The sequence below is a fragment of the Kitasatospora sp. NPDC127116 genome (assembly GCF_042677365.1).
Lineage (GTDB): Bacteria > Actinomycetota > Actinomycetes > Streptomycetales > Streptomycetaceae > Kitasatospora > Kitasatospora lactacystinica.
This window is the reverse complement of sequence record NZ_JBHXTL010000058.1, coordinates 44,882-57,275: the sequence shown is the minus strand read 5'-3', so window position 1 is coordinate 57,275 and position 12,394 is coordinate 44,882. Positions and strand designations below refer to the sequence as shown.

Here is a 12,394-nt window from a genome sequence, read left to right as displayed (position 1 = left end):
GTGCGGGCGGCTGGCCGCCGCCCACGGCGGGGGTGGTGGGGGGGGCGCGCCCCCCCCCCGGCGGGGCACCGCGCGGGTCACTCCCCGGCGAACCGCTCCCGCAGCTCCACCAGCACCTCCGCCGCCTCCGACAGCCCGGCCGCCTCGCAGCGCGCGATGCCGGCGGCCAGCCGGGCCACCGCCGCCTCGGTGCGACCGAGGTCGCTGCCCTCGATCAGCGCGGCCAGCCGGACGGACTCCGCCCGCGGCGACTCGGCCCGCTCGCCGCCCGCCTCGTACTCCGGGACGGAGCGCTCGGCCTCGGCCAGCGCCTCCTCGTACCGCCCCGCGACGGCCAGCGAGCGCGCCCGCTCGTAGTGCGAACCACCGCGCAGGTACCAGGAGTTGTACTCCTCGCCGCCCTGTTCGGCCGCCTCTCCGACCGCGTCCGCCTCGGCCAGCAGGGCGAGCGCCGCCGCCAGCCCCTCCGCGCCCTGCTCCCGCATCGTCATCCGGGCCAGCTCCCGCAGGGTGGCCGCCAGCTGGTCCACCTGCGGGGCCTTGCCGTGCGCCTCGCGGGCGCGGGCCAGCGCCGCCTCGGCGGCGTCCGGGCGCTCCGCCCGGGCGAGCGCCAGGGTGGCCTCGCAGGCGACCATGGTGTGGGTCTCCTGGTCCTCCCAGCCGGCCACCAGATCGGCCAGCCGCAGGTACTCCTCGGCGGCGTCCCGGTGCTCCTCCAGCTCGGACAGCCCCCGGGCGAGGTCCAGCCGGGCCTGGGCGAGCATCCGCACGTCCAGCCGGGCCGCCGACGCGTCCAGCAGCACCGACTCCAGCACGGCCACCGCGTCCGCCGCCCGCCCGGTGTCGCGCAGCACGTCGGCCAGCTGCATGCGCACCCGGGCGGCCTCCTCGACCGCCTCGGCGCCCTTGCGGTCGTAGCGCGCGGCCGCCTCCGACAGCGCGCGGACGGCGCCGCCGAGGTCCCCCACCTGGAGGCAGCCGTGGCCGAGCATCATGTACGTCGGCGCGTACGGGTAGGAGTCGTCGCCCCAGCGCACGGCCTCGGCCAGCGCCCGGTGGAACACCTCGACCGCCTGGCCCGGCTCGCGGCCCTGCAGCAGCACCTGGCCCAGCAGACCGAGCACCCGCGGGGTGTGCCAGGGCAGCTCGGCGGCGTCCAACTGGGCCAGCACCTCGCGCAGTTCGGCCTCCGCCTCGGCCAGCAGGCCCTTCCGGGCGGCGGCGTCGGCGGTGTACTGCCGGGAGGTGGCGGCCCGCCGCTCGGAGCCGAGCTCCACGGCCGCGCGCCGGTAGGCCCCGACCACCGCCTCGAAGCGCTCGGCCACCTCGTCGGCGGGCTCGGGCAGCGTCTCGACCAGGTCGTGGTGGGCGGCGTAGGCGCGGGTCTGAAGCACGATCAGGTAGTCGTCGTCGGTCAGTTCGCCGCCGGCGCGCAGCTCCTCGGCCCGCGCCAGCGCCGCGTCGAGCGCCGCCCAGTCGGCCCGCCGGCCGCTGTGCCCGGTATCCGCGCCCGCATCCGCATCCGCATCCGCATCCACGCTGCGACCCGAGCCGCCCTCGCCCTCGTCGCTCTCGTGCCCGGCGCCCTCGTTCGGGGTGCCCTCGCCCCCGGCGCTCTCGTCGTCCAGGTCCGCGATGAGGGTCCGGGCCCGGCACATCAGCGCCGACCCGGCCAGCCCCGCCTGCTCGAACAGCTCGGCGGCGGCCAGCAGCCCGGCCTTGCCCTCGGCGTACGCGTCCCGCTGGAGCGCCTCGTGGGCGCGCTGCTCGGCGAGTTCGGCGCGCAGCCGCTCGGGGCCGCCCAGCTCGGTGCTCCGCGGGTGGACGAAGTCCGCGGCCCCGGCGCGCTCGGCGACCCGTTTCCACAGCCGGTCGGCGTCCGGGTGGCCGAGCACCTCCAGCTCGCGGGCCCGCAGCACCAGGGCGGTGAAGTCCTCCGGCTCCGGCTCGACCGTCCGGCGCGGCGCGGGCGCGACGACCGGGGCGTCGGACAGCCCCGGCGCGGCGACGGCCCGCACACCCAGTGCCAGCGGCTCGGCGAGCAGCGGCTCGACGGCCAGCCGGGCGCGCCGCTCGGCGCCGACCGCGCCGGTGCCGTTGCGGGCGTCGAAGCGGGCGGCCAGCGCGTCGGCCTCGGTGCGAACGTGGGCCAGCAGGGAGTCCACCGTCCAGGTGGTGCCCGCCGGGCCGCTCACCGCGAGTTCGCCGTGGCCGGCCCCGGCCAGCAGGGCGAGCAGCACCTCGACGCCGGTCAGGAAGCCCAGCCGGGCGGCGGGTTCGCCGGTGACCGCGAACAGGTCCCGGTTCTCGGCGAGCAGCTCCAGGCCGCGCGGCTCGTTGCCGGACAGCGCGCAGAACTCGATGTGCAGGCCGACGGCGTTCAGCATCGAGGCCTTGCCCCGGGCGAAGCGGTAGCCGGAGAGGTGGCCGGAGCGGGCCTCGTCCAACCGGCCCCGGCGCAGCTGCGCGAGCAGGGCGGTGGCCTGGCTGAGGTAGGGCTCCTGCTCGCAGCCGCTGCGGCCGTCCAGCACCGGGGCGATCACCTCCAGCGCCCGGGCGTCGTCCCCGGCGGCGATGAAGTGCCGGGCGCGGGCGCGGGTCTCGCAGGCGTGGCAGTCGCTCAGCTCGGAGCGCGGGCGGGCCGCCCACAGCTCGTAGGCGTCCTGCACGTCGAGGCCGGTCTGCACGGCCAGGTGGTAGCGCTGGGCGTAGTACGGCTGGAGGTCGTGGCCGGCCGTGCGGTAGCGGTCGCGCAGCTCGGTGTGCCAGCGCCGGATCGCCGCGAGCGGGACGTCCGGGGTGTCCTTGAGCGCGTCGGCGACCCACTTGAAGCGCCAGAGCACCTGGCGCCGGGCCCATTCGCCGAAGCCGTCCGGGTCGGTGTCCCAGAGCTTGAGGATGCGGGCGAAGACGACCGGGCTCTTGCTGCGCTCGCCGTCGTACTCGTAGGCCTCCATCAGCTCCAGCAGGGCCATCGAGCGGATCCCGGTGTCCTCGAACTGCTCGGCGGCGTCGACGAGTTCCTCGGCCGTGACGGTCCTGGTCCGGCCGTACGGGCGGGCGTCGTTCTCGCGCAGCGCGGCCATCACCGCGTCGGGGGTGTCCAGCATCACGCCTCCTTGTCGCCTTCGGGGGTGCCCGCCGCCTCGTGGCCGAGCATGGCGTGGTCCAGCAGGCTGATGAACGAGCGGTTGAGCAGGGCGGACTCGCTGGCCTTGAGCGGGCGGCGGGTCATCAGCACGGCCTGCCCGTACAGCGCCTCGACGGCGGTGACGGCCAGCTCGCGGCTGGTGACGGTGGCGGCGCGGCGCACCAGCGGGTTGAGGTGGTTGAGCACCAGTTGGGCGCGGGGCACCTCGGCGCGCAGCGAGCCGAGGATGTCCGCCCACAGCCCGTCGGCCTCGTCGGCGAGCTGGGCCCTGGTGCGCTCGTGCCGGGCCTCCCGGTTGTCGAGCAGCAGGGCGGGCGCGTTGGTCGGGTGGAAGCTGCGCAGCGCGACGTCGCAGTCGAACCGGCCGACGACCTCGCGGGCGATCGCCAGGAAGGCGTTGGCGGCCAGCTCGACGGCCGGGTCCACGGTGTCCAGGTGCGCGGTGACGGTGCCCGGGTCGAGGTCGGAGACCGAGACGCCGGGCCGGATCTCGGGCAGCCGGTGGACCAGGTCGTGGTCGTAGGTGTAGCCGCCGTTGACCACGCCGAGCCCGGCCGCGGCGGCGATCGGGGCGACCTGGCGGAACTCCTCGACCGTACGGGTCACCAGCACCGTCGGGTGGCTGCGGGCGAACTCGTCCAGGGTGACGTTGCCGTCGGTGGTCTCGAACGGCAGCCAGGGCAGCATCATCCGCAGCAACTCGTCGTCGTAGCGGGCGAGTTCCTTGACGGCCAGGTGGTGGACGGAAAGGAAGCGGTGCAGCAGCGCCGGGTCGCTCGCGGACAGGCCGGTCAGCCAGTCGCGGATCCGGGCGCCGAGCGCGTCCCGGACGGCGGCCAGCGTCTCGTCGGCGTACAGGCCCTCGCGGGAGGCGGTCGGGCGCAGCCCGTCGGTGTCGACGACGCAGCGGACGAAGAAGGCCCAGTCCGGCAGCAGTTCGTCGGCCTGGTCGGAGAGCAGCATGCCCTTGAGGTGCACCCGGTGGCCGTTGCGGCGCGAGGGCGGGGCGGCGTCCGGCAGCACGTACGCGACGCCGCGCAGGCCGACCAGCGGCAGGTCCAGCTCGATGGTGTCGAGCGGGGTGAAGTCGAAGGCGGCGCGGCAGTACTCGGTGAGCGCGTCGCGCCTGGCCAGCGGGGAGGCGTGGCGCTCGGCCCACGGCGGGGTGCGGTTGACCCGGTGCTCGGTGCCGGCGGCGTCGATCACCGTGACGTCGTGGCGCAGCAGGCTGCCGAAGTCCCGGGCGAGGGTGAGGACCCGGCCGGGGCGGGTCCACTCGGCGGCGTCGGCGCGCGGGGCCAGCGTGACGGTGGTGCCCGGCTCGGGCTTGGCCGAGGCGGGCAGCGTGCGGATGGTGTAGCTGCCGTCGGAGCTGCCGCGCCACTCGATCACCGGGGCGTCCGGGGTGGCGGCGGAGCGGGTGACCACGGTGATCTCGTCGGCGACCACGAAGCAGGCGAGCAGGCCGATGCCGAACTGGCCGATGAAGTCGCCGCGGGCCTTGGCCAGCCCGGCGCCGTCGAGCCGGCCGTCGGCGTCGCGCTTGGAGCTGCGGCCGATGGTGGCGAGGAAGGTGTGGACGTCCTTCTCCGTCAGGCCGATGCCGGTGTCGGTGACGGACAGCTCGTCGTCGGCGCGGACGGTGATCCTGGCCGGCGCCTCCGGGTCGAGGGCGCGGCGGGCGGAGATCGCGTCCACCGCGTTCTGCAGCAGCTCGCGCAGGTAGACCCGCGGGCTGGAGTAGAGGTGGTGGGAGAGCAGGTCCACCAGACCGCGCAGGTCCACCTGGAAGGTGTGCGCACTCGTCGGGTTGTCGGTAGGGGACACCGGAGGCTCTTTCGATCGCGGGGTGGATGACGGTGGTGGGATGTGGGTGCGGGTGCGGGTCGATACCGGCACCGGCACCGGCACCGGTACGCCTCAGCGCCAGTACGAGGTGCAGCGGTCGCGGTGGGCGCGGAAGGCCTTGACCGGATTGCCCGACAGGTAGTGCCAGGGCGATTCGGTCACGAAGCCGTCCAGCGCCTCGAACAGCAGGCGCGCGGTCTTCGGCTGGTCGGCGAGGGAGAAGGCCATCGCGAAGGTGTTGAAGGCGCCCTGCCAGCCGCGCGCCGGCACGAAGGCCGGGTGCAGGACGGACCGGAAGGCCGCCTCCTGCAGCCCCGCCACCACGGCCGGACTGGTCAGGTAGGCGCGGTCCTCGCCGTCCGGGAGGGCCAGCCAGTGCTCCAGGTGCGCGACCGCGACCAGCTCACCGAGGCGGCTGCCCTCCGGGGCCGCGAGCATCACGGAGCGGGCGAACTCGTGCATCTCCTCGTGCGAACCGCCCCACTTGGCGCTCAGCTGCTGCAGCCTGACCCAGTGCGAGGCGGAGTTCCCGGGCGCGCGGCGCACCGCGGCCTCGAAGCGGCTGGTGGCGACCTCCGGGCCGAGCGAGGCCCCGAGGGCGCTGGTCTGCAGGAACCGCCAGGGGGCGTGCCAGGACGGCTCGCGCTCGGCGACCTCCAGCAGTTGCTCCTCGGCGACCTCCAGCCGCTCGTGGAACACCTTCCACCGCTCCTCGGTGACGTCCTTGGCCCGGGCGCCCGTCCGGGCCTCCCAGCCCCAGTCGATGTGCCGGGCACCGGACAGCAACAGCAGCAGCGTGTCGTCCGGGGTGTCGGCCAGCGCGCGGGACGTCCACTGCTCGACCCGGGGCACGTCGGCTATCGCCCCGACCAGGAAGGTCAGGTCCTCGCCCTCGGCGGCGGCCAGCGCGGGGCGCAGCGCGGCCCAGTCCCCGTCGGCGGCCTGGCGGAGCGCCAGACGCACCGACTCGTCCCCGTACGCCGGGTCGAGCCGCGGCTCGGCAGCACCGGCCGGCGCGGCCGATCCGGCTCCCCGCCGGCCGAAGCCGAACCCGAGCCCGCGCCGCTCGGCCCGGTCCTCCGCGCCCTCCCCGCCGGAGCGGCGTCGGAACAGCGGCATGTCTGGCCCCCTCGAACGTCATCGGTATCTTTCGCATGGCCGCACAGTGGCCACGAGATAGGTACATATCACGGTCGACTGACATCCGTTTCCCCAGCCCAGCGCCCCGCCCGTGCGGAGAGGGGCCCCTCAGCCCACGCCCGGCCCGGCGTCCGGCGCCTTCCCGGCCTGGGCCTGCTCGATCCGCTTGACCAGCATCACCGCGAACTTCCGCGTCGCGGCCACGTCCACCGGACCGCCCTCGCTGGTCACGCTCGCCACCACGGTGCCCGAGCGCACCACGATGCCGACGCCCTCGCCCTCGGCCAGCGGCCCCTGGAACGCCTGGCTCTCGCTGCCCAGCACCGGGGTGTCGACCTTCTTGAACGGCCCGGCGGCGTACGAGGCGTAGCTCTCCTTCAGCCGCTGCGCCGCCGCGTCCCGGCTGGGCAGGGTGTCCACCAGGAAGCGGACGACCACGTCCCCCGAGGAGAACCGGACCGACCCGCTGAGCGGCTTTCCGGCGCAGGAGGCGGCGGCGGCACCGGTGCAGGTGACCTTGTGGTCGGCCGTGTCGACCTTCCGCTTCTCCTCCTCCCAGCCGGCCATCGCCTTGGCGTCCGGCAGCACCTGCCCGACCACCTTGTCGTCCAGCAGCGCCACCTCCAGGTCCCCGCGCGGCACCTCCACCGCGGCCGGGGCCGGTGCGGAGGCGGGCGCCGAACCCGCCCCGGGCGCCCCGGCGTCCGACCCGCTCGGCGCGGGCGCGGGCGCAGCCGCGGACGCCCCGGCCGTACCCGTCGACGCCGCCGCCGGACCGGACGCGGACGAACCCGCGGCCGCCGCCCCGCCGACCCCCTTCGACCCCCCGGAGGAGCACCCGGCCAACACGCCCGTCAGCACCCCCGCCGCCGCCACCGCGGCAAGCACCCGCCGACCACCCATCCCCGTCGCCCTCCCTAGACCTGTCAGTGATCCCTCAAGATAGCGACCGCCCCGCCCGCGAACGCCGACGGGGCGGCGACCTGTCGGTCACCGCCCCGTCGTACTGCTCGTCGTACTGCCCCGTCGTCCTGCCCTACCGGTGGATCAGACCGCCGGAACCGGGAAGGTCGGGAACTCGACGCCCGAGATGTACTGGACGACCCGGATCACCTGGCACGAGTAGCCGAACTCGTTGTCGTACCACAGGTAGAGGATCGCGTTGTCGCCCTCGACCTTGGTCGCGCCGGCGTCCACGATCGAGGCGTGGCGCGAGCCGATGAAGTCGCTGGAGACGGCGTCGGGCGAGTCGGTGAAGTCGATCTGGCGCTTCAGCGGCGAGGTCAGCGAGACGTTCCGCAGGTACTCCAGGACGTCCTCGCGGTTGGTCTCCCGCTTGAGCTGGAGGTTGAGGATCGCGATGGAGACGTCCGGCACCGGGACGCGGATCGAGCTGCCGGTGATCTTCGCCTGGAGGTCCGGCAGGGCCTTGGCGACGGCCGAGGCGGCACCGGTCTCGGTGATCACCATGTTCAGCGGCGCCGAGCGGCCGCGGCGGTCGGCCTTGTGGTAGTTGTCCAGCAGGTTCTGGTCGTTGGTGAACGAGTGGACGGTCTCCACGTGGCCGCGGAGCACGCCGTACTCGTCCTCCATCGCCTTCAGCGGCGGGACGATGGCGTTGGTGGTGCAGGAGGCGCAGGACAGGATCTGCTCGTCCGGCTTGATCGTGTCGTGGTTCACGCCGTGCACGATGTTCGGGACGTCGCCCTTGCCCGGCGCGGTCAGCACGACCTTGGCGATACCGGGGCGCAGGTGCTTCGACAGGCCCTCGCGGTCGCGCCAGCGGCCGGTGTTGTCGATCAGGATCGCGTCCTTGATCCCGTACTCCGTGTAGTCGACCTTGGTCGGGTCGTCGGAGTAGATCACCGTGATCTCGTTGCCGTTGGCGATGATCTTGTTGTTCGCCTCGTCGACGGTGATCGTGCCCTGGAACTGGCCGTGGATGGAGTCACGGCGCAGCAGCGAGGCGCGCTTGACCAGGTCGTCGCCGCCGCTGTTGCGCACGACGATGGCCTTCAGCCGCAGGCCGTTGCCCGAGGCCTTCTCGACCAGCAGGCGGGCGACCAGCCGGCCGATGCGGCCGAACCCGTACAGCACGACGTCCTGCCCGGACCGGCGCTCCAGCTTGTTCTCGCCGGTGGCACCGACGACGGCCTGGGCGGTGAACTCCGCCACCGACAGGCCGCGGTCGTCCGCCTTGTACGTCGCGGCGAGCATGCCGAGGTCGATCTGCGAGGGGCCGAGGTCCAGGGCGGTCAGTGCCTCCAGGAACGGCATCGTCTCGGTGACCGAGAGCTCCTCGCCGGCTATCTGCCGGGCGAAGCGATGCGTCTTGAGGATGCTGACCACCGACTTGTTCACCAGGGAACGGCTGTGGAGCAGAACGGTGACGTCCCTCTCCCGGTGCAGCCGCCCGATGATCGGGATCATCGACTCCGCGATCTCCTCGCGGTTCTTCCAGTCCGTGAACACGTCGTCGTTGACAGTCACAAGTCCATCTTTCGAGCTGAGGGTGTTGCCCACATGGTAGCTTCGCCCGCCCGCGCCCCGACCGCCGGTCCCTCCCCGGCCCCTCCCGCCCGAGCCCCCGACCTGCGCGTTCACCCCACCCCCGCCCCCGAAGGTGATCACCGCCACCCTCACCCGGCGGCTCCGCCCGGGAGGACCGGCTCTCCGCGGACCGACTCAGGCGCCCTCTCCCAGGGCAGCCGTCAGCCGGTCACGCAGGCGCAGCGCGGCCGGGTCGGTGAAGCCGCCGAGCAGTGACAGCGCCTCACGCCTGTGTTCCCGCGCGATGTCCGCTCCCCCTCCCATGGCGTCCAGCGCCTCGGAGAGTCGGCAGAGGGCCACGGCCCACTGCCACCGGTCGCCCAGCTCGCGGTGCACGGCGACGGCACGGCGATGGAACTCGCTCGCCTCCTGGGCCCGGCCGAGTTCGCGGTACGTCAGACCGGCGCCGTCCCAGGCGAGTGCTTCGCGGCTGCGGTCGCCGAGACTTCGTTGCAGGACGGCGGCACGCTGGTACGAAGCGAGGGCATCGGTGAAGCGGCCTGCCGCCCGTTGGGCATGTCCGAGCTGCGTCAGCCAGTGTGCCTCCGCGACGGCGTTGTCGAGGTCCACCGCGAGGTCGACGGCTCGCTGAGCGCTTTCCAGTGCCTCGCCCGTCCGGCCGCCTTCGAGCTGGATCCGGCTGAGGACGCTCAGCGCGTTGCCCTCGGCCCGGAGGTCGGCAGCCTCGCGGAACGACTCCAGGCCTGCTCGGGCCACCCGCTCCGCGTCCGCGAGTAGACCCAGAGCCGCCCGGACCTCGGCGAGATTGACCGCCGTCCGGGGCTCCCAGTAGGTGTCCCCGAGGGCCCGGAACAGCTCACGGGCTCTCTCGAAAGCCTCCTGGGCGCCCGGCAGCAGGTTCCTGCGCAACCGGAGAAGGCCGAGTCCGTTGAGGGTCAGGGCTTCGCCTTCCGGATCGCCGAGCTCACGGCGGACGGCAAGTGCGGCCTCGTACTGCTCGGCGGCCTGATCCAGGTGGCTGGACTGGGTGTACGCCATGCCCAGGCTCTCGTGAAGTTCCGCCTGCGCGTGCCGCTCGTCCCGGCGCCGCGCGGCCTCCAGGCCCAGGAGGGAGGTCTCGAACCAGTCCTGGAAGGTGTTGCGCTGCATGTAGAAGGCGCGGAGGACGATGGCGAGTCGCCACACGTGTTCGTCCAGGCCCAGGGCGGCCGCGGTCCGCACGGCCGACGCGAGGTTCTCCCGCTCCGCCTCGAACCAGTTCGCCGCGGCGACGTCGTCCTCGAAGCGCGCGGCCTGCACCTCCGGATCGAGTGGGGCAAGCTCGACACGGGGCTCGTGGGGAGCGACGCGCACTTGGGCGGCGTCGGCCGCGTGGAGGTACCAGGCCAGCACCCGCCCGACCGCCCGCTCGCTCTCCTCCGGCTCCTGTTCTCGCTTCACCTGGTCGACGGCATAGGCGCGCAGCAGGTCGTGGAACCGGTAGCGGTCCGGCGCGGTCTGCTCGACCATGTGCGTCGCGACCAGCCCGTCGAGCAGGCGGCCCGCCTGCCGGACACTGCTCGCCACCAGCGCGGCAGCGGCCGCGGTACTGAACTCACCGGTCGGATGGAGGCCGAGCATGCGGAAGAGCCGTGCGGCACCGGCGGGCAGGGCTCGGTACGACCAGGCGAAGACGGAACGAACCGCCTCCGGATCCTCCTCGTCGGCGCTGGACAGCGCGTCCCACAGGCTGGACTCGTCGCGCAGGTCCTGGATCAGGTCGTTCAGCAGCATCCGAGGCCGGCCGGCCGCGCGTTCGGCCGCGATGCGCAGGGCGAGCGGCAGACGGGCACAGAGGCGGGCCAACTGCGCGAGCTCGTCCGGGTCGTCCCCCCTGCGGTAGTCCGCCGTGACCGCGCGCAGCAGTTCGACGGCGTCATGCTCCGCCAGGACCTCCAGGGTCAGGTGTCGGGCCCCCTCACGCACGCCGAGGCCCGAGAGACGGTGCCTGCTGGTCACCACGACCAGGCATCCGGGAACACCGGGCAGCAGCGGACGGACCTGGGCGGCGCTCGAGGCGTTGTCCAGGACGATCAGCATCCGGCGATCGGCCACCAGGGATCGATAGGTCGATGCCATGGCCTCGGGGTCGGTCGGTATCGCCGCCGTCGGTACGGCGAGCGCACGCAGGAACCGTTCCAGCACGTGTGCGGCGGCCACGGGCTCCTGCGGGTCGTAGCCGTGCAGGTTCGCGTACAACTGCCCGTCCGGGAACCTCTCGCGAACGGCATGCGCCCAGTGCAGGGCCAGCGAGGTCTTGCCGACCCCGGCGGTGCCGGTGAGCACCAGGACCTGGGCTGCGGGCGACCGCTCGGCCAGGAGGCGATCCATGGCCTCCTGTTCCACGGTCCGGTTGACGAACCCGCGGACGTCCGTGGGCAGTTGCCACGGAACGGGTTCGCCGTGCCGGGCGGCGGCCGGCGGCGCGGCGTGGATGTGGACGGGCCCCTGGATGTCCCGCGCCTGCACGACATGCCCGGTGGAGGACCCCGACAGCGAGGAGCTGACCCTGCCCGGGGACGGCTCGGGGACCTCTCGTTCCACTCCTCAGCGCTCCGCCGGCATCCGCGCCATGAACGTCCCGATGTCCTCGCCCCGGTCGTACAGGCGGGCGACGAACTCCGCGACCCGTTCCCTGGCCGCGCGGTCCACGTAGCGGATCGCACCGGCCAGGGTGCCGGCCTCGTCGTACGAGATGTCGTAGACGGTGTCCGGCCCCAGTGTGACGAGTTCCGGGAACAGCGCGTCACGTTCGTACGGCGCGATCAGCTCGGGGCCGATCACGCGGATCAGTTCGCCGCACTCGGCCCGCACCCGCAACAGCCGCAGTTCCCATGCCAGATAGGGAGTGAGCGGGAACTCGACGACGCGAACGCGCAGCAGCCGGCAGGCGTGGTCGGCGGCCAGCCGGGAGAGCCGGAGGAGTTCGTCGCGCCTGGCCTCGATCAGCTCCAGGGCCTTCGGGCGGTCCCCCTCCAGATGGGCGCGCCAGCTGGCGTCCTCGGGCTCCTGGAAGTCCTGTCGCCGTTCCAGCTTCCACGAGTCGTAGCCGTCGACCGCGAAGTCCCGTTGGCGGAAGTCGGCCCGGTATTCGGCAAGGGGGAGCCGGTCACCCGGCACGCCACCGAGAAGGTCACGCATCGGGCAGATCCGCCTTCGCGGAGAGCAGCGTGATCCGGGGGATCACCACGAGCCGCTCGTGCTCGTTGATCACCGCACCCTCGGGGAGTCCGGTCCGGTAGGCCTCGGTGAGGTCCCGCCCGATGACGGCGATGTCGCCGTTGTCGAGCTCCCAGATGTCGGGGCAGCCGTCCCGGCCGCCCGTGGTGCCCAGTTCGGTCGGCGACTTGCCCAGGCGCCGGGTCAGCTCCGCGTCGGGATCGGCCTCCCAGGGCTGGCTCATCATGCCTCCACAGGGTCGCGTGAGCGCTCGGCTACACACCGTACAAATCCGCTCGGCTCCGCGTCAATGAATTACCCGCCGGAGCCGACTGCCGCACCATGCCCGCACCCTGTCCGCCGGTGCCGGGCGCACCGCTCCGCGCGCGACCGGCAGGCCGGTGCACGCCGGTTCGGGTCGTTGTGGCGCGGCTCGGGTTCGGCGGGCACGCCCGGCCCGGCCATTCCGCTCGATATCCGCCGCGAAAGAGACCCGGCCCGAACGGCCGGGGTTCTTTCGCGTCCTCCCGAGGTTCCACCCGCGGG

General features: G+C 73.6%; 8 protein-coding genes. All 8 read right to left on the bottom strand.

Annotated elements, in window-relative coordinates:
* Positions 1-77: 77 nt before the first annotated feature.
* Positions 78-3,110 carry a hypothetical protein gene (locus ACFVHV_RS22890; RefSeq protein ID WP_380353041.1) on the bottom strand — a complete coding sequence of 1,011 codons (3,033 nt, stop codon included), beginning with the start codon at positions 3,108-3,110 and terminating at the stop codon, positions 78-80.
* Complete coding sequence (locus tag ACFVHV_RS22885; protein ID WP_359897626.1) at positions 3,110-4,978, bottom strand: HSP90 family protein; 1,869 nt, start codon at positions 4,976-4,978, stop codon at positions 3,110-3,112. The genes ACFVHV_RS22890 and ACFVHV_RS22885 overlap by 1 nt, the downstream gene beginning before the upstream one ends.
* Positions 4,979-5,071: 93 nt before the next feature.
* Complete coding sequence (locus tag ACFVHV_RS22880) at positions 5,072-6,118, bottom strand: hypothetical protein (protein ID WP_359897625.1); 1,047 nt, start codon at positions 6,116-6,118, stop codon at positions 5,072-5,074.
* A gap of 129 nt (positions 6,119-6,247) precedes the next feature.
* Positions 6,248-6,781 carry a hypothetical protein gene (locus ACFVHV_RS22875; RefSeq protein ID WP_380353039.1) on the bottom strand — a complete coding sequence of 178 codons (534 nt, stop codon included), beginning with the start codon at positions 6,779-6,781 and terminating at the stop codon, positions 6,248-6,250.
* 405 nt (positions 6,782-7,186) lie between these two features.
* Positions 7,187-8,629, bottom strand: coding sequence for a glyceraldehyde-3-phosphate dehydrogenase (locus ACFVHV_RS22870; RefSeq protein ID WP_380353038.1), 1,443 nt, complete (start codon positions 8,627-8,629; stop codon positions 7,187-7,189).
* A gap of 195 nt (positions 8,630-8,824) precedes the next feature.
* Positions 8,825-11,233, bottom strand: coding sequence for an ATP-binding protein (locus ACFVHV_RS22865; protein WP_380353036.1), 2,409 nt, complete (start codon positions 11,231-11,233; stop codon positions 8,825-8,827).
* A 3-nt stretch (positions 11,234-11,236) separates the two neighbouring features.
* A complete protein-coding gene (locus ACFVHV_RS22860; RefSeq protein ID WP_380353035.1) occupies positions 11,237-11,830 on the bottom strand; it encodes a DUF6879 family protein in 594 nt (197 codons plus the stop codon).
* The gene (locus tag ACFVHV_RS22855) at positions 11,823-12,092 is read right to left on the bottom strand and encodes a hypothetical protein (RefSeq protein WP_380353043.1); all 270 of its coding nucleotides are present in this window, start codon (positions 12,090-12,092) and stop codon (positions 11,823-11,825) included. Before ACFVHV_RS22855 ends, ACFVHV_RS22860 begins: the two co-directional genes overlap by 8 nt.
* Positions 12,093-12,394 lie beyond the last annotated feature (302 nt).

What these genes read in the sequence shown, in the direction of transcription:
- ACFVHV_RS22890 (WP_380353041.1), bottom strand. Translation starts at nt 3,110, where the DNA reads ATGCTGGACACCCCCGACGCGGTGATGGCCGCGCTGCGCGAGAACGAC.
- ACFVHV_RS22880 (WP_359897625.1), bottom strand. Translation starts at nt 6,118, where the DNA reads ATGCCGCTGTTCCGACGCCGCTCCGGCGGGGAGGGCGCGGAGGACCGG.
- ACFVHV_RS22860 (WP_380353035.1), bottom strand. Translation starts at nt 11,830, where the DNA reads ATGCGTGACCTTCTCGGTGGCGTGCCGGGTGACCGGCTCCCCCTTGCC.
- ACFVHV_RS22855 (WP_380353043.1), bottom strand. Translation starts at nt 12,092, where the DNA reads ATGAGCCAGCCCTGGGAGGCCGATCCCGACGCGGAGCTGACCCGGCGC.